The following is a 19,210-nucleotide window of genomic DNA, read 5'->3' as shown; positions in this document are numbered from 1 at the left end:
ATTTCAAATTCACAATTTCAAATTCACAATTTCAAATTCACAATTTCAAATTCACAATTTCAAATTCACAATTTCAAATTCACAATTTCAAATTCACAATTTCAAATTCACAATTTCAAATTCACAAATTCAAATTCACTCAAATTCTACAAGCAAACTTAACGCAACTTCCCTATTTTTTCGTGATTTTATATAGCAGATTTCCCACACTTTGGATAATCTGCACGACTACTATCAAAATCACGACCGTATAAGCCATAATGTCTGGGCGAAAACGCTGAAATCCATACCTAATCGCCACATCGCCAAGTCCCCCGCCACCGACCGTGCCAGCCATAGCCGTAAATCCGATAATCACAATCAAAGTAAGCGTAATAGCGTTTATTATCGCAGGCAGTGCCTCGACGAACATCACGCGGAAGATTATCTGCGACTTACTCGCCCCAAAGCTCTTCGCAGCCTCGATTACGCCAGGATCGACCTCGACTAGCGCACTTTCGATTAGACGCGCGATAAATGGCGCAGAGCCGATTGTTAGAGGCACAATCGCCGCCGTGGTGCCGATACTCGTGCCTACGAGCATTTTCGTAAATGGAAACAGCACGATTAGCAGGATAATAAACGGAAAACTTCGCAAGATATTCACCACGATATCAAGCACAGCGTATAGCGAACGGTTTTCGTATAGCCCGCCAGCGCGCGTGAGCACCAGCACGATAGCTAGCACGCTACCTAGCAAAAACGCCAAAAATGTCGATACGAAGGTCATATACAGCGTATCTCGCGTCGCTTCTAACAAAAGCGAAGTAATCTGTGAATTAAAAAATCCCTGTATGCTCTCAAACATTTCCAAACTCCAAATTTAAACTATCTCAAATTTATGCCAAAACTCTTCATCGCGCTCGATAAGCCCCCTAGCTACCAGAGTTTCTAGCACTTCGCGCGAACACAGCGTCTCGCCCGGCCACTGCCTATCATACCCGTCCTGCGCGCCCTTGCTAGTAGCGTCGATTCCGATATGCTCGCCATTTATAAAAACATCGCGCAGAGCGTCGATATTATTCACCACACGCCAAAGGCTCATATACAGGTTGTTTGGATCGTTTTTCTCATCTGTGAAAATCAAAATTTTAAAATTCGCCCCAGCTTCCTTGCAAAGCAGTTCAAAGGTCTCCCTCACACTTGAAGTTTTTTTCAAATTCACAAGCACAAAGGGATTTTTGCACTCGGTAAAGTGCTGCGCTAGGGAAACTACATCTTTTTTGACATTATGAAAGCTCTCCAACAAATCCTCATCGCTAAGCACCTGTGGCGCAGGACTCGCGCTAGGCTGCGAAACATCGATACCAAGCTTACCGCCAAAGCACGCATTTGGGCTAGCGTGATCTAGCTGGTCGCACACACCCTCGCTAAATGTGAGCGATTTAGGCGAAATTCTATCAAGGATAAATTTTGCCAGCGCCCTGTAATCGCCCAAATTTGGCGCATCTTCACCCACAAAAATCGCGTGTTTTACGAAGCTCATCTGCCCCACACCCCAAAATGCGTGCATAAGCTGTTTAGCGTGCGCTGGGTAGCGAGAGTGAAATTTAGCCAAAATTAGGTTATGGAAAACCCCATTTTCAGGCATACGATAATCAATCAAATCAGGCGCGCTCGTGCGAAAAAGTGGCAAGAAAATGCGCTCCGTGGCGTATCCCATAAATTTATCTTCTAGTGGCGGTTTGCCCACGACCGTGGCGGCAAAAATCGGATTTGTCTTGTGCGTGATAGCCTCCACTCTCATCACCGGAAACGGCAAAATCGGCGTATAAAAGCCCGTATGATCACCAAATGGCCCCTCATCGCACATCTCGCCAGGCTCCACGAAGCCCTCTATCACGAAATCCGCGTCATGCGGGACATAAATATCGTTTGTGATAGACTTGACTAGGCAGGCTGGCTCTTTGCGGATAAAACCATAAAGCAAAAGCTCGAAAACGCCCTTTGGCAGGGGCGCTTGACCACACCAGATATACAGCGGATCGCCACCGATCGCCACCGATACTGGCATTTTGCGCCCAGCGCGCGCGTATTCGTGATATAAATGCGCGCCGTCTTTGTGGATTTGCCAGTGCATGCCAAGGCGGTTTTTATCATAGACTTGCAAGCGATACATGCCCAAATTTTGGGTATCGCCGTTTAAATCTTTCGTATAAACCTGTCCCATAGTGATAAACGCTCCGCCGTCGTTTTTCCAAGTTTTTAGGATAGGAAGCGCGCCCAAATCGACATCCGCGCCAGTATGCACCACCCCCTGACACTCGCCCTGCACTTTTTTTCTTTTTGTAAAAACCTTGCGAAGCGATACTAAATACGAGAGAAAATCGATTTTTTCTTTAAAATTCTTTGGTTTTTTTGGCTTTAAAAGCGCTTCGATTTCGCCTGCTATTTCCTCTACTTCACGGCCTAAAATCAAATTTAGCGCCTCGAAACTCCCAAAAACATTTGTCAGCACCGGCGCAAATTTCGCCCCAGATGAATTTGTCGGATTTAAAAAAAGCAGAGCTTGCGAATTTGGCTTTTTCACCTCGATATAGCTGATATGAGCGATTTCTAAATCTATATCGCAAGGCTCAGCGATAATGCGCAAAAGCCCAGCCTTGTGAAGTTTGTGAATCCAAGGATTACTTGTAATGAGATTTTCTATATTTTCTACACTTTTCATTCACGCCTCCTAAATTTAAAAAAACAGATTTTTCTCGCGCGGTTTTTGGCTCAAAAAACTCACTATATCAGCGCGGTTGCCGTAAATCAGGGCATAGTGAAACTCTGGGATTGTTTTTAGCATTTCGAGTTTTGAAAATCTAAAATCGATTGCGGTTTCGCCAAACTCATCGTCCCAACTCGCGCAAATTAAAATTTTATCCCTAAATTTAGCCCGCAAATACTGCGCCGCGCGCACAAAAAGCTCTTTATCACTTTCGATGATAAAGGCGCGGTAACTCTCACCAAAAGGGGTGATATTTAAAAATTTATCCACGAAAATCGGCTCAAAATGGCTTAGAGCGCTGAAATTTTGAAGTCTAAATTCGATATTTTTGCGCCCCAAAAATTTCAAAATTCCACACAAATCAGGCAGGAAAATTTGCGGAAAAACTAAATTTGAATAATAAATTTCATCATAAATAAAACTCGAATAAAATATCGACCCGCTGTAAGTTTCGCTTAAATTTTCATCTTTTTCGATTTTTTGATAGCCAATCTCCAAAAGCTGCAAAAATTCCCTATTTTTGGTGAAATAAATGTGCTTTTGCTCATGGCTGATTAGATGAATAAAAAGCTCGTGAAGCGTGTTTGGGGCAAAAATCAGGTTTTTTGGCACGCTGATGAAGCGCAAAATCGAGGCTTGGATTTCATCAATTAGCACGAATTGATGACGCCAAATATCGCCTAAAAATTTAATCATTCTAAGCAAGGCGACATTTAAATTTTCGACCTTGATAAAGGCGACCTCGTCGTTGCTAACCTTAAAATCACTATCAAAAATCACAGCATAAGCGCCGTTTGCAATAGCCGTCTCGACATCTTTTGCGCTCGCATTTACCGCTATGAAGGCTGCTTTTTTGTGAATTTTATGCGCACAAATAGAAAAACTCTCCACCGCCGAAACACTCGGGCGGTTTAGCATTTTTCCATTTACAATGCGGACTAGATTGGCTAAATTTGTCATTGTTTAATCGCCAAAATGCGTAAATTCGCGCTAAATTTTAGCAAAATTTGTGCCGAAATTTGGGAGATAAACAGCACAAACCTACCCTACTCGCGCGCCGTTTTTTACTTCGCCATGTGTGCCAAGAAGCGTGAGTTTGCCGTCTTCTGCGCTTAAAATCATGCCTTGGCTAATGTGGCCGAAAATTTTGGCTGGTTTTAGGTTTGCTAGGACGCAGACTTGTTTGCCAATTAGTTCTTTTGGACTATAAAATTTAGCGATACCGCTGATGATTTGGCGCGGAGCTTCCTCGCCTAAATCAATCATAAATCTTAGCAATTTATCGCTACCCTCGATATTTTCGCACTCCAAGACCTTGCCTACTTTAATCACGCATTTTGCAAAATCATCGATTTTGATCTGCGCCTGGCTAGCTTCATCTTTTTTAGGCTCAGCTAGCGCCTCTGGTCTGCTCATAAGCTCGCTTTCTACCTTCGCAAACAGCGGCTCGCACGCACTCGCGCTATAATCCAATAACTCGCCGCGAAGACAGAGTTTTTCGTAAATTTCAGTTGAAATTTTAAATCCAAGCGCAGAGGCGATTTTATCCGCAGTTTTTGGCATTGCAGGGCTTAAAAGCACAGCAACTTTTGCCAAAATATTGGCTACAAGTGCCACAAGCGCATTTGCCTTTTCGCTCTCGCCATTTTTTATCAAATTCCACGGCTCGTATTTTGCAATCGCGCCATTTGCCAGCGCAAGAGCCTTCCAAAGCTCCTCTAAATAGCGATTTGTCGCGACTTCTTCAAGTTGAGCAATCGCCGAGCTTATCAAAGCATTTGCCTCGTTTATCTCGTCTGTGTAGTATTTTAAGACATCTTTGGAATTTATGATATTTGCCGAATACTTCGCGCTCATACCGATAATGCGGTTTAATAAATTTCCAAGTTCGTTTGCAAGTTCTGAATTTATGCGACTAATGATAGCTTTTTGCGAAAAATCGCCGTCTTGACCAAACGGCACCTCACGGAGCAAAAAATATCTAAACTGCTCCAAACCATAAGCCTCGGCTACTTCGGCAGGATTTACGACATTGCCTAAGCTTTTGCTCATTTTGCGTCCGTCCCTAGTCCACCAGCCGTGCGCTGCGATAGTGCGTGGCATAGGCAAATTTAGGCTCATCAAAAACGCCGGCCAATACACAGCGTGAAATCTCAAAATATCCTTGCCGACTATATGAAGCGTGTCGCCCCAAAAGTCCATTTTAGCGTTATCTACACCATAACCTATGGAAGTGAGATAATCCATCAACGCGTCTAACCAGACATAAATCACATGTTTATCATCTTTTAACTCGCTTGGAATTTTAATCCCCCAATCAAAGCCTGTGCGTGTGATAGAAAGGTCTTTTAAGCCACTTTTTACGAAGCTTATAACCTCATTTTTCTTACCCAAAGGCAAAATGCACTTATCACTCTCATACCATTTTAAGAGCCTATCGCCATAAGCACTGAGTTTGAAAAAATAGCTTTCTTCTTTTAAAATTCTAGTTTTTTTGCCACAATCAGGGCAGTATTCGCCGTCTATTAGCTGATTTGACGGGAAAAAACTCTCGCAACTAACGCAGTAATTCCCCTCGTATTCGCCCTTGTAAATATCGCCGTTTTCATACATTTTGCGAAATACATTTTGCACGCCTATTTCATGGTTTTTATCTGTCGTTCTTGAATACATATCGTAAGAAATTTCGAATTTATCCCATAATTCTCTGAATTTCGCACTGATTTCATCTGCGTATTGTTGCGGTGTTTTGCCCCGTTTAGCAGCGGCTTCTTCGATTTTTTGACCATGTTCGTCGGTGCCAGTTTTAAAGATAACTTCATGCCCTTGCAAGCGGTAAAATCTAGCCATAGTATCGCAGATAATCGTAGTATAAGCATGTCCGATATGCGGGACATCATTGACATAATAAATAGGCGTTAGTATGTATTTTTTCATCTTTTTCCTTGGGTTGAGTTTATATTATTGGCTGATATCTGCGCCACTTAGCTGATATGAAACATAGCCAGTTTCAGGGCGTATGGTGATGACAGAGCTATCGCCAGCGTCATTTGTAAGTGTTACATTACAATCCTCGACAAACACCCTATCATACGGCGTAGTAGAGCCTTGCACCGCACCCATTGGGCGTCCGATATGATCAAACGAGATTGTCTGCACGCCAGCGCAACCGCCAGTAAAAGCGATTTTTGTAATGCCGTATTTGCCCTGTAAATTTAGCTTATTATTCATCAAATCGCCTCTGTTATTAAAACCTTGGCTTGCAAAACCAGAGGTTAGAAGTCTAGCTGGATTTTGTGGATCTCTGGCGATTTCATTTATGCTATTTGGATTACCACTTGCACCAGTATCCTCGTAGATAGTATATCTCCATCCTCTCGCAGAAGTAGCGGTGTTATGGTTGTGGAACTGAATTCTCCATGCTTTTTTATACCAATCAGGATCATTTGCGTCAAATTTATTATCATACATCGCTAATTGTTGCGTATAGCGTATGTGTGATACGAGCTGATCGCTCGCTTCGACTAGGGCATTTCGCTCTGTTTGGGGAACTGCAACCGCTGCAAGTATCCCAACTATAACCACAATAAAAACAAGTTCAATTAATGTGAAACCTTTTCTCATAATTTTTACCTTTCATAAAAATTCGCTATATTTTAACATAAAATTTCGCAATTTGAACGCCTAGTTTATAAATATCAATACTTTGATCGAAATTTCTTTCATTTTTTTCCTCTATTATGGCGTCAAAACCTTTGTTTATACCATAAAATTTAAGCCGTAGTTGCATTTGCTCATCATCGCAAAGCGCGCTTGCAACCCCGCGCTTTTTTAACTCATTAGCTAAATTTTTTGCCACATCAAATTTATAAATGAAATGTTTGCTAGGGCGATTTTGGAAAAACACCACATACATCGCGTCGCTAAAAATCACAGAAAAATAGCTAAAAACCAAGCTAAACAAACTCACACCAAGCGCAAATTTGTGAAAAGAGCGAAATCTAGGGAGCCTTACTCTGTATGAATTAAACACGACCCGCACGATTAGTGGCGTCGCAATCACGCAGTATGGTAGCATCATCTCCATAGCCACACGCTGTCTAAGCGAAAAAATCAGTGCCAAACAAAACGCGCTAGTAGCAATATACCAGAGCAAATCTTTGTTTTCTTTAATCCAAATTCGATAAATCGCATAGACAAAAAACAAAAAAACAAAAGGCGAAAATGCCCCTGCAAATACGCCAAGAGCGTCTAGGAAATACCCGCGCGGTTTGCCCTGCGTGCCGATATCGTAAAAGACTATGCTAAATACAAAAAGCGCCAAATTTAGCACGAAAATTTCTCGCTTCCCAGATCTCAAAGCCCAAATTCCAAAACCGATATAAAGCATAAAAAACGCCCTATCAATAAAGGCGCTAAGCACCAAAACAGCGATAAGTGCGCCCCAGTTTTTGGTTTTGGCAAAATAGTATGCCAAAAGCGTAGCAAAAATAATAATTCCAGCAGGATTTAGCAAAATCGCGCTACTCATCGAGGCAGGAAGTCCCATAAATAGCGCAGTTGCGACAAGTCTATCAAATCTGCGTTTTAGGGTAAATTTTGAAATTTTATAAATCAAGGCGCAGTTTATGAAATGCAAAATCAAAAAAGGCGCCCTTAGCGCGTAATCATTTTGTCCGAAAATTTTGCACGAAACATTTGCTATGAGCGAAGTTAGGCTGTTTTGGTTATAAAAAATTTCAGCCTCGTAGTAGCTTATGCTTAAATTTGATATGGCGTAAATCAAAAAAAGCGCGTCAGCACAAAACAAAATCGCTAGGATTAAAATTTCGTTTTTAATGAATTTTTCTAAGCTCATATCGTTTTAGTTTCCATATAAAAAATATCGACGCCATAACCACCACGCAAAGCGCGCTTAAAAAGGCTTCCCAGCCAAAGCTATCATACAAAAATCCAGGCACGAAACTCCCCAAAGCCCCGCCACAATAATAAAAGCTAATGTAAAGTCCGTTTGTAATGCCCTTGTGAGCGGTGGCCTTTTTATTGACATGCGCAGTGGCGACCGAGTGCGCCATAAACGAGCCGAAATAAAACACTATCATCGAACCAAAAATCACGCCAAAACTCTCCACATGCAAAAGCAAAAGCGCGATGAAATATATCAAAAACCCTATCATAATCGCATTTGTCGGACCCTTGCAAAAATTTGCAATTCGCGCGACATTAAAGGAAATAAAAACCCCCACGATATAGCCAAAATACATAAAGCCGATTTTCGAGCCGTTAAATTCGCCAAGAAGCCTTTTTAGCTCAAATGGCAAAACATTTAGCGTAGCTTGAAAGACAAAGCACATGCCAAAAATCGCGCAAAAAATATAAATATTTCGCGGAATTGATAAAATTTGGGCTATGTTGCGAATTTTAGGCTTTACAAGGCTGATTTTAATCACAGGCAAAATTTTATAAAGTAGTGCGCTCACGCCAAATGCAAGCGCTCCAAGCACAAAAAAGAAAAATCTCCACCCAAACAAATCGGTAAAAAATCCGCTCAAAAATCGCCCGATAAATCCCCCAGCTATCGTCATACCCACATACGCACCGATTGCGCTGGCTAGGTTTTGTTTGTTTGCGCTTTGGGAGATGTAGCTCATTATCCCAGTCAGGGCTGCCGGGACGATGAAGCCTTGGATTATGCGAATAGTAAGCAAAATTTCATAACTATCTGCAAAAGCAAAGCAAATTTCGCTCGCGCCAAATACAAAAAACACCCCCACTAGGACATTTTTAATCGAAACTTTTTCTAAAATATAGCCATAAATTATCGAAGCAAATGCAAGCGGGGCTAAAATCGCAGTGGTAAAAAGCGAGGCTTTAAATTTTGAAATTTCTAAAATTTGCTCGAAATGCGGTTGCAGGGGCTGTGGCGAATACATAATGCACATCGCAAGTATTGCACAAAAATATAAAATTAAAAAGTTAAAATTCTTCACAGCCCACTTCTAAATTTTAAAATTTACTCTTCTATTTTGTAATTTTCCCAGAAAAAGTTAATCCACTCATCGGTCTCTTTGATTTTAAAATCAGGCTGGATTAGTGCCTTGCTTTTGTAAAAAATCACCGCTGTTTTAATCTCAGCATTAGGGTATTTTTCCTCTAAAACACGCTTGATTTCGACCATACTATCGCCACTATCGATGATATCATCGACTAGCAAAATTCTTTTATAAAGTTCCAAATCAGGGATATTGAAAACATCGATTGTATCGAGCTTTTGCGTATCTGCGTAGTGGATTGAGTTGATCGAAAAAATCGTCCTCATATCAAGTGCATTTGCTAGCGCATGACCAAATGTCAGCCCGCCACGCGCAATCGCTACAATCGCGTCAGGCGCGAAGCTATCGCGCACTTGTTTGGCGATGATTCTACTATCTTTATCAAGTTCTTCAAAGCTGTAAAATTTCATGTTTTCTCCTTATTAATGCAAAATAAATACCAGCGCGCTAATTCCAGCTAGCACCAAAACGCCCAAATTTATATCGCTAAACCTTCTTTGCACCAAGCGCACAAGCAAATAGCTGATAAATCCAAAGCTTAGACCATTTGTAATCGAATATGTAAAAGGCATAAGCATAACGATAAAAAATGCCGGAATTAAAATTCCAATATCGCTGTAATCAAGCTTACCAAGCTCACTAAACATCAAAATTCCAACCATTACTAGCACCGGATAAATTGCGTTGCTTGGAATCGCTTTAAAAAGCGGAAGCATAAATAGCGTCAAAATAAAGCAAACCGCCGCAAATACAGCAGTTAGACCAGTGCGACCGCCAGCCTCGACACCACTTGCGCTTTCTGCAAATGCCGTAACCGTGCTAGTGCCCACTATCGCGCCACCTACTGAGCCAACAGCGTCAGCAGTTAAATTTCGCGCTAATTTTTTCATACCCTCTGGATCTTCGTCGCTAAAAATTTTCGCCCTATTTCCGACACCAGTTAACGTGCCGATACTATCGAAAAGGTGAGTTACAAAAAATGTGATGATAAATGGCAAAAACGCGAGTTTTAGCGCGCCCATGATATCAAGCTGTCCAAAAATCGGCGAAATTGAAGCAGGAAGTGAGACGATACCCTCTGGTTTAGGCGAAATTCCAAACACCCACGCAATCACAGAGGTAATCAAAATCGCCAAAATAAACGAAGCTTTTACCTGCAAAACAAAAAGCAAAATCATGATAGTAAGTCCGCCAAGACCAAGCAAAACAAGTGGATCGCGCAAATTGCCAAGAGCGACAAGGGTAGCTTGATCGGCTACGATAATGCCCATTTGTTTAAGCCCGATAAAGCAGATAAATGCGCCGATACCAGCACTTATCGCACGACGCAAATCAAGCGGAATTGATTTGATAACCCAAATTCGGAAATTTGTAAATGAAAGAACAGTAAATAAAAATCCACTCAAAAACACGATTCCAAGGGCTGTTTGCCATGGAATTTGCGCTCCCATACAAAGCCCAAATGTAAAATACGCATTTAAGCCCATGCCCACACTAAGTGCAACAGGCGTATTTGCAAAAAAGCCATTAAAAAGCGTCGCTAATATCGTAATTAGCGCGGTTGCAGTAACTAGCGCCTCGTATGGCATGCCTGTTTGGCTCATAATGATAGCATTTACAGGCACGATATAAATCATAGCCAAAAATGTGGTAATTCCCGCATTCAACTCTTGCTTGATAGAAGTTTTGTTCTCTTCTAACTTAAACAACTTTAACATTTCTGTCCTTTCGAAAAATTTATCAAATTTTATGCGTAAATTTGCAGTTCGTTATACAAACTATCGCGCTCGACTGGGATTAATCCAGCAGTTTGAATTAAATCGATAAAATCTTTTTTATTCACACCCTTTTTGCTCTGCGCGCCTGCGCTGCTTTGGATACTTTCGTTCTCTATCGTGCCATCGATATCATCTGCACCAAATTCTTGCGCCACTAAGGCTAAATTTAGCGTCGAAGTCGCCCAATACGCCTTGATATGCGTAACATTATCTAGCAAAATTCGAGCGATTGCGATTGTTTTTAAAACCTCAGCCGAACCCATAGCATTAGGCGTCTGCAAATAGTTATTTTCTCTTTGATACACAAGCGGGATAAATGCGTTAAATCCGCCTCCATTGCCGTTTTTAAGGGCCTCATCTTGCAAAGCGCGAATTCGCAAAATGTGATCTGTGCGGTGAGCGAAATTTTCAATATGGCCAAAAAGCATAGTTGCGTTGCTTTGGCGACCCATTTTATGCCAAATTCTGTGAATTTCAAGCCAGTTTGCCGAGCTTACCTTTCCTTTGCAAATCTGCTCCCTCACGCCCTCATCAAATATCTCAGCACCGCCACCAGGCATGCTATCTACGCCACTAGCAATCATATTTTTTAGCGTTTCTTCGTAAGGCATTTTCCATTTTCGCTTGAAAAAATCCACCTCGGCTGCGGTCATTGCTTTGATATGCAAATTTGGAAATTTAGATTTTATAGTGCTAAATAGATCAAAAAACCACTCGGGCTTTAAATTTGGATTATGCGAGCTTACGATATGCACCTCTTTGGTGCCTCTCTCCACAGTATCAGCCACAATGCCCAAAATTTCATCTTTGCTCATTGTGTAAGATTGCTTCTCGTTTTTGCGATGAGCCGAAAAAGCGCAAAATTTACAGGTATCAGCGCACAAATTTGAAGGATTTATATGACGATTTGAGTTGAAAAACACCTTTTTGCCGTTTTTTTGCTCACGGATTGCGTTTGCAAATCTAGCTAGGTCGAAAAGGTCTAAGTCCCACAATTTGGTCGCTTCATCGAAATTTAATCTTTCATTATTTTCTAATTTTTTTAATATTTCCATAAAACTTCCTAAAATTTAAATCGTAATTATATAGTTTTAAAATTTAATCTAGCTAATTTTTTAAAAATTTTCTAACGATTTACGAAAAATTACTATAATTTTGCGAATTTTGCTGAAAGGAATAAAATTTAAAAATGTGCGGAATCGTAGGATATATCGGAAATAAAGAGAAAAAAAATATCGTCCTAAATGGTCTAAGAGAGCTTGAATACAGAGGCTATGATAGCGCTGGAATCGCTATCATGGAGGGCATGGAAAATGCGAATATTACATATTTTAAGGCTGTTGGAAAACTAAAAAATTTAGATGAAAAAATGGCTGATTTTAGCAGCGAGTGTTTTGGCGTGTCGATCGGGCATACTAGGTGGGCGACGCACGGCAAGCCGACCGAGCTAAACGCTCACCCGCATTTTGGCGAATTTAGCTTTGTTGTGCATAATGGAATTATCGAGAATTACCAAGAGCTAAAAGATGAGCTTAGTAGCGAGGGCGTGGTGTTTTTGAGCCAAACAGACACTGAGGTCATCGTGCATTTGTTTGAAAAATACTATAAAATTCACGCCGACGCATTTAAGGCTTACGAGGCTACGATTGCGCGTTTGCATGGGGCTTATGCGACACTTTTGATCACAAAAGCAGCACCAGGGAAGATATTTTTCGCCAAAAACGCAGCCCCACTAATCGTGGGATTTGGCGAGAGTGGTGAAGTTTTGTTTAGCTCATCAGACGCGCCATTAATCGGACTAGCTAGCAAGGTTACCTACCTAGATGACGGCGTATATGGCGTGGCTAATAGCGATGAAATCAGCGTATATCAAAACGGCAAAAAAATCTCTCCAAACTACGGCGAACTTCCAAAAGACAAGGGTTACGCGCAAAAAGAGGGTTATAGATTTTTCATGGAAAAAGAGATTTACGAACAATCCCAAGTCATCACAGAGACCATGATGGGGCGCGTGATAAAGGCTGGGGATATTAAATTTGATGAAATTTCGCCTGATTTGTTTAAGGGTGTAGATGAGATTATGATTTGTGCGTGTGGCACGAGCTACCATGCTGCGCTAGTTAGCGCGTATCTTTTCGAAAGACTAGCCAAAATTCGCACCAAAATCGAAATTGCTAGCGAATTTCGCTATAAAGAGCCGTTTTTAAACCCAAACGCGCTTTTTATCGTAATTAGCCAAAGTGGCGAGACAGCCGACACCCTAGAAGCCCTAAAAATCGCCAAAGAAGCAGGATTGAAAACCCTAGCAATCTGCAATGTCGATAACAGCTCAATCGTGCGCTTAGCAGGCAGTGTAATCCTAACTCGCGCCGGTATCGAAAAGGGCGTGGCAAGCACAAAGGCCTTTGCTACGCAGGTCATGGTGCTATGGATGCTAAGCGTCTATGCTGCAAGGTTGCGTAAAACTATCAGCGAAGACGAGCAAAACGAGCAAATTTCAACAATGCTTAAAATTCCACAAATTTTAAAAGTTGATCCGCGCCTGCAAGAGCGAATTTACCGCCTCAGCAAGCACTATTTGCACGGACATGGATTTTTCTTTATCGGACGGGATATTTTTTATCCACTAGCATTAGAGGGCGCGCTCAAACTAAAAGAAATTTCATATCTTCACGCCGAAGGATACCCAAGTGGCGAGATGAAACACGGTCCGATTGCGCTGGCTGACGAGCACCTTTTCACAATCGCGCTAATGCCACAATCCCTGCTGTATGAGAAAACCAAAAGCAATGTCGAAGAACTTGCCGCTAGGGATTCGTATATTTTGGCGATTAGTCCAAAGGAATTTGACCTAGCAGACGATTTTATCAAAACCAGCGACCAAACCAGCTCAATGGCTGAATTTTTCGAAATGATGATAATCTTGCAACTTTTAGCGCTTGAAATCTCTGTGCGCCTTGGCAACGATGTGGATATGCCACGAAATTTGGCAAAAAGTGTAACCGTAGAATAAATTTTAAATATTTATTTACTTTAAATTTATAAAATTCCGTGAAATTTCACTTTCACGGGGTTTTTATGAAACTTGCAGGACAAATTCTAAACAAATCTGTAATCTTGGGCGACGATGGCAAAAGATACAGCTACTCTACCTTTGATTTCCACGACGAAAATTTAAAAATCGGCGATTTTGTAAGCTTCATCGCCGAAAAAGATAAAGCAGTTTTTATCAAATACATAAAAGACGGCGTAAGCCCAGAGCCACAGGACGAGACTTCGTTTCTCAAAAAAGAGGTAAATTTCGAATTCGTCGAAATCGAGCCTAAACAAAACGAAAATTTAGAGAGCAAAATTTATTCAAATTTCATACGCAAACACGGAATTCTCTCGTGCATTTTGCCACTGATTTTCGCTGGGGGATTAATGTTTTTCAAAGGCGAAATAATCTCATTTTTGCTCGCTAATAGCGCAAATTTGGGCTTTATAAGCTCAGCTTCGGTTGGGATTTGCGTAGATTTAGCCATAGTTTTTATCTGGTTACTTGCGTATTTAATACCGCTAAATTTGGTGTTTAACGGCCTTGCAGTCGCCACGCACGATCTATACGCCAAACGCCAAATCAACTCATTTAATCTATTTTTTATCCTAACTTTGATTGTCGCACTTGCAGAAATGGAAAATTTCTTTGGGCTGCAAAAATACGGCCTTGGCGTGCTGTGCGCGCTAGGCGTGCTAGGGTTTTGCGGATATTTTTACAAAGCCAAGGCATTTTTTTATCTTAGCAAAAAAACAGGGGTCAAACTCTTCATTTTAGCCCTGATTGTGGATTTCGTAGCTATATTTAGCGCAAATGTGCTAAACAGATTTTTTGGCTTTATTAACCCTGATTTGATTTGGTGGCAACATGTCGCAATATGTGCGGTTATCGCGCCACTTTATATACTTTCATTTTTGCTGATAAAACGCCTTGTTTAGGCGTTTTATTTGGCCCTTTTGGCGTAAAAATTTAGCCTAAATTTAGCAAATTCGCCCCGCATTATCGCCTCTCGCATTTGTTTTACTAAATTTAGATAATAATGCAGATTATGGATACTTGCTAGGCGGTAAAATGTCAGCTCGTGCGCACGAAATAGGTGGTTTAAATACCCGCGCGAAAAGTTTTTGCAAGTGTAGCAATCGCACTCATCATCAAGTGGTCCATGGTCATGGACGAAACAGGCATTTTTAATGCTAAATTTGCCCCTGCTTGTAAATATCGTGCCATTGCGCGCATTTCGCGTAGGCATTACGCAATCAAACATATCCACGCCACGCGCGACATTTTCGACCAAATCCTCTGGCGTGCCCACGCCCATTAGATACCTTGGGCGAGCCTCATCGATGAAAGGCATGACCCCCTCGACCGTATCATACATTAGCTCGTTTGTCTCGCCTACGCTCAATCCGCCGATTGCAAGCCCGTCAAAGCTCATTTCACAAAGTGCGAGCGCACACTCTTTTCGCGCCTCATAATCCGTGCCGCCTTGGATAATACCAAAGATATTTTGGTGAGTGTGAGATCCGCGCGCCTTATTTTCGCTGTGAAATTCCACCGCTTCCTTTGCCCATTTTATCGTGCGTTTCACGCTCAAATCAATGCGCTTTTTAAGTCTGATTTTAGCCTCGCTTTCAAGCTCGTTTGGATTGCGTGGCAAATCGACCAAATCATCTAAAATCATCATAATGTCCGAATTTAGCGCGTATTGCGTCTCTATCACAGAGCGAGGCGTGAAATAATGCGTGCTTCCATCAATATGGCTTTTAAATTTTATGCCGTTTTCGTCGTTTTTGGTGTTTGCCCGCAGTGAAAATGCCTGAAATCCACCGCTATCTGTTAGGAAATTTCCCCCAAATTTGCTAAATCCATGAAGTCCGCCAAACTCCTCTACCACGCTAGCTCCTGGGCGCAGATACATGTGGTAAGTGTTTGCTAAAATTATCTTTGCGCCTAGTATTTCGCTCGCATCGTGCGCGTCTAGGCCTTTGATAGCACCAACCGTGCCAACAGGCATAAAAATCGGCGTTTGCACCACGCCGTGCGCCATTTCTAGGGTGCAGGCGCGCGCTGCGCCGTCTTTTGCGTCTATTTTAAATTTCATTACTTTCCTTTGGTAAATTTTGCGCTATTTTACCAAAGTTTTTGCCTTTTTTAGAGTTTTTGAAATTTTTGCGTCCGCTTAAATACTCGCTGTATCTCGTGCCATACAGACTTGCGTGCCAAATCGCAAATCCAAGCATACTAATTCCGCTTATTTTATGGATTTTGCGCCATGCTTTGCCCTTTTTAAACCCGCTAAACGCGCAGATTCCCATACTCACTGCAAGGCTATTTTTGGCTAATTTTCGCTGAAATTGCAAATCCAAAATTTTATCCTTATTTTTCAAATTTAGCCCCTTTTATCGAATTTAAAAGCAGAGCAATCGTCGTGCCATTATGCAAAATCGCCGTGGATATCGGGTTTAAAATCCCAAGCGTAGCCAAAAGCAAAATCGCCGAATTTACCCCAACGGTGGCGTTAAAATTCCGCCTAATCAGCCTTAGCGTATCATCTGCTGCGGCTTTGATTTTCGCCACGCCCTCGATATCGTTTTTCAAAAGCAAAATTTGCGCGCTCGCCTTTGCAATATGCGCAGAGCTAGGCATACCTATCCCCACATCTGCCGCCATTAGGCTAGGAGCATCGTTTATGCCGTCGCCTATAAATGTAACCTTATGCCCGCGCGATTGCAAATCTTTGATAATCTCGGTTTTTTGCGTCGGCAAAAGCTCCCCATACGCCGCGTCAAGCCCCAACTCGCGCGCCACTTCATCGGCTTTTTGCTTCACATCGCCACTTAGCATTATGATTTGTTTGACCCCTATTTTGCGAAGCTGGGAAATCACAAATTTAGCATTATCGCGAAGCCTATCACGCAGTCCAATCACGCCCAAAAGCTTGCCGTCAAATGCTATAAAAAGTAGCGAGAGGCCGCGATTTTCTAAATTTTCAATCCGTTTTTTAAACGGCGAAAAATCTATCATCTCATCATCTTGTAAAAAATGCTTCGAGCCAATGATTAAAATTTTGCCCTCTATGTTTGTCTTCACCCCGTGCGCTACGACAAATTCGACCTCATCGTGGCTGACATGGATAAATCCGCGCTTTTTGGCTGCTTCAACGATAGCCTGGGCGACTGGGTGGAAATAGTGCTCCTCGGCGCTCGCCGTCAAATTTAAAATGTCTTTATCGCTGAAATTTTTATCAAAGGATATGATTTTTACGACCTCTAAATTCCCGTGTGTGAGCGTGCCTGTTTTATCGAAGACAAAAGTATCGCTAGCTCCAAGGCTTTCTAAGGCTTTCGCCCCTTTTATGAGAATTCCAGCCTTGCCAGCCTTTGAAATGCTCGATTTAAAGGCAACTGGCGTTGGGAGTTTGAGCGCACAGGAATAATCAGCCTGCAAAACAGAGGCAACGCTAGTGAAATTTCGATTTATCAGATACGAAACCCCAGCTAGCCCAAAGGTAATAGGCACCAGCTTATCGCCCAGCCTCATCGCACGCGCGCCGATTTGCGAACGCTCTTTGAGTGCGTTTGCGATGTATTTTTTGATACTGTGCGCAGATGTTTCATCGCCCACACTTTGGGCATAAATCCTAATCGCCCCCTCAGCGACTATCGTCCCACTAAGCACCATATCTCCCCTACTTTTGCGCGCTGGCAAGGCTTCGCCTGTCATGGAGGATTGATTAATCAGCGCCTCTCCGCTTAAAATATGGCCATCTACACCGATAATATCGCCAGATCTTACCACGACGATATCGCCTGTTTTAAGCTCTTTGGCTGGGATTTTCATCTCGATTTTTTCGCCGTTTTGCTCTACCTCAACCCACGCCTCGCTAATATCAGGTTTGGCTAGCTCTTTTATCAAATCATCGCTTTTATAAACGGTGCTTTCTTCCATATACTCGCCAAGGGCTAGCATTGTATTTGTGCTATTTGCCGCGAAAGTATCGGCCCTGCCAAAGGAGATCCCCACAGCCAAAGCTTCAAGCGTTTTAGAAGTTAGTCCATGCGCTAGGCTCTCTTTTGCCCCCTCTTTAAGTAGCGGCAAACAAGCAATCAAGCTAAAAAGTCGCACAAATGCTGAATTTCGAAAGAAAAAATTCGCCCCAAGCGCAGCGGCTGAGACAATCAAAGCGTTTTTGCTAGGGGCATGTGAGCGTTCGCGCTTTTTGGCGCGCTTAAATTTGGCTAAGTCTAAATTCGCTAGGTGCTTTATCAACTCGTCGCGAGTGCTAGTATTTGTGCTCTTGCGGGAATTTGCGCTATTGCGGGAGCCCTCACTCTCGCCCTTGCCTTTGCGGGCAGTATTTTTGAAAGCTAACCTAGCAAAATTTTTGTCATAATTTATAATCAAAGCGCCGATTTTAGCGTTAAATCTACACTCTTTAACACCGCCAAATTTTGAAATTTCTTTTAAAAATTCGCCCTCATTTAAATTTTTAAAAGCGCAAATTTTAAGCCTGATTCGCCCCGCACACTCGTGTTTTATCTCAAATTTCATTTTCGCTCATTTGCGCTTTTGCGTCCAAAAAACGCTCCTTCATCTCCTCAATCCCCATTTCAAAGAGCTCCGAGCCCTTTGCGATAAATTTAAAAAGGTTTGTTTGCGCATTTTCGTTAGTGAAAAAATACACAACCGCAGCGCCCAAAATTGCGCCATTTAGAAATGAATTTTTCTTAAAAAATTTGCTTTTGCCTAATTGATTTAGCCCAGCAAAATTTGAAAGGCTTTTGGATTTTTTGCCACCAAGTGCGCTATTTATCCATTTTGATAGCTCGCCAAGCTCGCCATTTGCGCTGTTTTCGCAATATTTTAAAATTTGTTTTAACTCTTTTTTAGAAATCTTTTTTTTGCTCATTTTGCTTCCTTTGTGATTAAATTTTCGCTCATTTCTAGCGCGCATGTCGCCAAAACTGCGCCCACAAGCGCCCCTAAATACTCGCCCTGGACTAGTTTATTCGCGCTATAAATCGCCCCGCCTGCAATGATGCCTCCACGAAGCGCCGAATTTAGCCCGTCGCGCATGGCCTGCTTTTTGTTTTTGCCTTTTTTGACATTTGCAATCTCGCTCGCAGCCCCAGCGATTGCCCCAGCTAGCGCGCCGCTTAGGGCATTATCGATTGGCGAGCGAGATAGAGTTAGTTTGGTATTCATACCCTAACCTTAAATTTGCGTCTCAGTCGCAGTGCCTGCGCGTTTGGTGCGAGGTTTAGGGGTGGTTGATTTTTTCGCCCGCGGTTTTTTCGCTGGTTTTTCGACTGATTTTTCGTTGCTTTTTTTGTTTGCGGATTTTTTTGGCTCACCAGCAGTTTTTTCTGGCTCGCCTTTTGCGTTTTTAAATTTCTCGCTAATCTCATCGCCTGCCCTATTTAGCGTGGTTTTGACACTCTCGCTCGCACTTTTTACCTTATCTTTTAGCTTTTGTGCGCCCTCGCTTGTGGCAAGCTCATTAAGACCTTGTGCGATTTTTTTGCGATTTGTGAGCGCATAGACACCAGCCCCGCCAAAAACTAAACCTAAAAAAAATCTAATCGGCATA

The 19,210-nt window shown here is 42.2% G+C and carries 18 protein-coding genes; 2 read left to right on the top strand and 16 right to left on the bottom strand.

Annotated elements, in window-relative coordinates; all coding sequences use genetic code 11:
• Positions 1 to 172 precede the first annotated feature (172 nt).
• The 10 genes from OFO00_RS07625 to mqnE form a co-directional block, all read right to left on the bottom strand.
• On the bottom strand, positions 173 to 847 hold the full coding sequence (locus OFO00_RS07625; RefSeq protein ID WP_270859153.1) for a methionine ABC transporter permease: 675 nt from the start codon (positions 845 to 847) through the stop codon (positions 173 to 175).
• Positions 848 to 862: 15 nt separating this feature from the next.
• Positions 863 to 2,707: a menaquinone biosynthesis decarboxylase gene (locus OFO00_RS07620; RefSeq protein ID WP_270865538.1), complete on the bottom strand. Its 1,845-nt coding sequence runs from the start codon at positions 2,705 to 2,707 to the stop codon at positions 863 to 865.
• A 15-nt stretch (positions 2,708 to 2,722) separates the two neighbouring features.
• Positions 2,723 to 3,712, bottom strand: a complete 990-nt coding sequence (locus OFO00_RS07615; protein ID WP_270865537.1) for a hypothetical protein — start codon at positions 3,710 to 3,712, stop codon at positions 2,723 to 2,725.
• 81 nt (positions 3,713 to 3,793) lie between these two features.
• Entirely contained in the window at positions 3,794 to 5,689 is a 1,896-nt protein-coding gene (metG, locus tag OFO00_RS07610; protein ID WP_270865536.1) for a methionine--tRNA ligase, read from the bottom strand.
• 24 nt (positions 5,690 to 5,713) lie between these two features.
• Positions 5,714 to 6,376, bottom strand: a complete 663-nt coding sequence (locus tag OFO00_RS07605) for a type II secretion system protein (RefSeq protein WP_270865535.1) — start codon at positions 6,374 to 6,376, stop codon at positions 5,714 to 5,716.
• A gap of 25 nt (positions 6,377 to 6,401) precedes the next feature.
• Positions 6,402 to 7,610, bottom strand: a complete 1,209-nt coding sequence (locus OFO00_RS07600; RefSeq protein ID WP_270865534.1) for a hypothetical protein — start codon at positions 7,608 to 7,610, stop codon at positions 6,402 to 6,404.
• A complete protein-coding gene (locus OFO00_RS07595; protein WP_270865533.1) occupies positions 7,588 to 8,742 on the bottom strand; it encodes an MFS transporter in 1,155 nt (384 codons plus the stop codon). Before OFO00_RS07595 ends, OFO00_RS07600 begins: the two co-directional genes overlap by 23 nt.
• A gap of 23 nt (positions 8,743 to 8,765) precedes the next feature.
• On the bottom strand, positions 8,766 to 9,215 hold the full coding sequence (locus tag OFO00_RS07590; RefSeq protein WP_270859160.1) for a phosphoribosyltransferase: 450 nt from the start codon (positions 9,213 to 9,215) through the stop codon (positions 8,766 to 8,768).
• 12 nt (positions 9,216 to 9,227) lie between these two features.
• The gene (locus OFO00_RS07585) at positions 9,228 to 10,523 is read right to left on the bottom strand and encodes an NCS2 family permease (protein WP_270865532.1); all 1,296 of its coding nucleotides are present in this window, start codon (positions 10,521 to 10,523) and stop codon (positions 9,228 to 9,230) included.
• A gap of 29 nt (positions 10,524 to 10,552) precedes the next feature.
• The gene (gene mqnE, locus OFO00_RS07580; RefSeq protein ID WP_270865531.1) at positions 10,553 to 11,638 is read right to left on the bottom strand and encodes an aminofutalosine synthase MqnE; all 1,086 of its coding nucleotides are present in this window, start codon (positions 11,636 to 11,638) and stop codon (positions 10,553 to 10,555) included.
• A 134-nt stretch (positions 11,639 to 11,772) separates the two neighbouring features.
• Between mqnE and glmS the strand changes: the two genes are divergently transcribed.
• Both glmS and OFO00_RS07570 read left to right on the top strand, forming a co-directional pair.
• Positions 11,773 to 13,596 (top strand): glutamine--fructose-6-phosphate transaminase (isomerizing), encoded by a 1,824-nt coding sequence (gene glmS / locus OFO00_RS07575; RefSeq protein ID WP_270865530.1) that lies wholly within the window; start codon positions 11,773 to 11,775, stop codon positions 13,594 to 13,596.
• Between the two features lie 65 nt (positions 13,597 to 13,661).
• Entirely contained in the window at positions 13,662 to 14,558 is an 897-nt protein-coding gene (locus OFO00_RS07570) for a hypothetical protein (protein WP_270865529.1), read from the top strand.
• 5 nt (positions 14,559 to 14,563) lie between these two features.
• Here the strand turns inward: OFO00_RS07570 and tgt are convergent, their stop codons facing one another.
• The 6 genes from tgt to OFO00_RS07540 are packed head-to-tail and all read right to left on the bottom strand — an operon-like array spanning position 14,564 to position 19,209.
• Positions 14,564 to 15,721, bottom strand: coding sequence for a tRNA guanosine(34) transglycosylase Tgt (tgt, locus tag OFO00_RS07565; protein ID WP_270865528.1), 1,158 nt, complete (start codon positions 15,719 to 15,721; stop codon positions 14,564 to 14,566).
• Positions 15,711 to 16,007 (bottom strand): hypothetical protein, encoded by a 297-nt coding sequence (locus OFO00_RS07560; protein WP_270865527.1) that lies wholly within the window; start codon positions 16,005 to 16,007, stop codon positions 15,711 to 15,713. Before OFO00_RS07560 ends, tgt begins: the two co-directional genes overlap by 11 nt.
• On the bottom strand, positions 15,997 to 18,171 hold the full coding sequence (locus OFO00_RS07555) for a heavy metal translocating P-type ATPase (protein WP_270865526.1): 2,175 nt from the start codon (positions 18,169 to 18,171) through the stop codon (positions 15,997 to 15,999). The genes OFO00_RS07560 and OFO00_RS07555 overlap by 11 nt, the downstream gene beginning before the upstream one ends.
• Positions 18,161 to 18,529, bottom strand: a complete 369-nt coding sequence (locus OFO00_RS07550) for a YtxH domain-containing protein (protein ID WP_270865525.1) — start codon at positions 18,527 to 18,529, stop codon at positions 18,161 to 18,163. The genes OFO00_RS07555 and OFO00_RS07550 overlap by 11 nt, the downstream gene beginning before the upstream one ends.
• Entirely contained in the window at positions 18,526 to 18,825 is a 300-nt protein-coding gene (locus OFO00_RS07545; protein WP_270859170.1) for a Cys/Met metabolism pyridoxal-phosphate-dependent enzyme, read from the bottom strand. Before OFO00_RS07545 ends, OFO00_RS07550 begins: the two co-directional genes overlap by 4 nt.
• A gap of 9 nt (positions 18,826 to 18,834) precedes the next feature.
• On the bottom strand, positions 18,835 to 19,209 hold the full coding sequence (locus OFO00_RS07540; RefSeq protein WP_270865524.1) for a hypothetical protein: 375 nt from the start codon (positions 19,207 to 19,209) through the stop codon (positions 18,835 to 18,837).
• Between the last annotated feature and the right edge of the window lies 1 nt (position 19,210).

It is taken from the genome of Campylobacter sp. VBCF_04 NA7, assembly GCF_027737405.1.
Classification (GTDB): domain Bacteria; phylum Campylobacterota; class Campylobacteria; order Campylobacterales; family Campylobacteraceae; genus Campylobacter_B.
Note: the sequence above shows the minus strand (reverse complement) of the source record. Positions and strands in the feature narration are given on the sequence as shown.

What these genes read in the sequence shown, in the direction of transcription:
- OFO00_RS07625 (WP_270859153.1), bottom strand. Translation starts at nt 847, where the DNA reads ATGTTTGAGAGCATACAGGGATTTTTTAATTCACAGATTACTTCGCTT.
- OFO00_RS07620 (WP_270865538.1), bottom strand. Translation starts at nt 2,707, where the DNA reads ATGAAAAGTGTAGAAAATATAGAAAATCTCATTACAAGTAATCCTTGG.
- OFO00_RS07615 (WP_270865537.1), bottom strand. Translation starts at nt 3,712, where the DNA reads ATGACAAATTTAGCCAATCTAGTCCGCATTGTAAATGGAAAAATGCTA.
- metG (WP_270865536.1), bottom strand. Translation starts at nt 5,689, where the DNA reads ATGAAAAAATACATACTAACGCCTATTTATTATGTCAATGATGTCCCG.
- OFO00_RS07605 (WP_270865535.1), bottom strand. Translation starts at nt 6,376, where the DNA reads ATGAGAAAAGGTTTCACATTAATTGAACTTGTTTTTATTGTGGTTATA.
- OFO00_RS07600 (WP_270865534.1), bottom strand. Translation starts at nt 7,610, where the DNA reads ATGAGCTTAGAAAAATTCATTAAAAACGAAATTTTAATCCTAGCGATT.
- OFO00_RS07590 (WP_270859160.1), bottom strand. Translation starts at nt 9,215, where the DNA reads ATGAAATTTTACAGCTTTGAAGAACTTGATAAAGATAGTAGAATCATC.
- OFO00_RS07585 (WP_270865532.1), bottom strand. Translation starts at nt 10,523, where the DNA reads ATGTTAAAGTTGTTTAAGTTAGAAGAGAACAAAACTTCTATCAAGCAA.
- mqnE (WP_270865531.1), bottom strand. Translation starts at nt 11,638, where the DNA reads ATGGAAATATTAAAAAAATTAGAAAATAATGAAAGATTAAATTTCGAT.
- glmS (WP_270865530.1), top strand. Translation starts at nt 11,773, where the DNA reads ATGTGCGGAATCGTAGGATATATCGGAAATAAAGAGAAAAAAAATATC.
- OFO00_RS07570 (WP_270865529.1), top strand. Translation starts at nt 13,662, where the DNA reads ATGAAACTTGCAGGACAAATTCTAAACAAATCTGTAATCTTGGGCGAC.
- tgt (WP_270865528.1), bottom strand. Translation starts at nt 15,721, where the DNA reads ATGAAATTTAAAATAGACGCAAAAGACGGCGCAGCGCGCGCCTGCACC.
- OFO00_RS07555 (WP_270865526.1), bottom strand. Translation starts at nt 18,171, where the DNA reads ATGAAATTTGAGATAAAACACGAGTGTGCGGGGCGAATCAGGCTTAAA.
- OFO00_RS07550 (WP_270865525.1), bottom strand. Translation starts at nt 18,529, where the DNA reads ATGAGCAAAAAAAAGATTTCTAAAAAAGAGTTAAAACAAATTTTAAAA.
- OFO00_RS07545 (WP_270859170.1), bottom strand. Translation starts at nt 18,825, where the DNA reads ATGAATACCAAACTAACTCTATCTCGCTCGCCAATCGATAATGCCCTA.
- OFO00_RS07540 (WP_270865524.1), bottom strand. Translation starts at nt 19,209, where the DNA reads ATGCCGATTAGATTTTTTTTAGGTTTAGTTTTTGGCGGGGCTGGTGTC.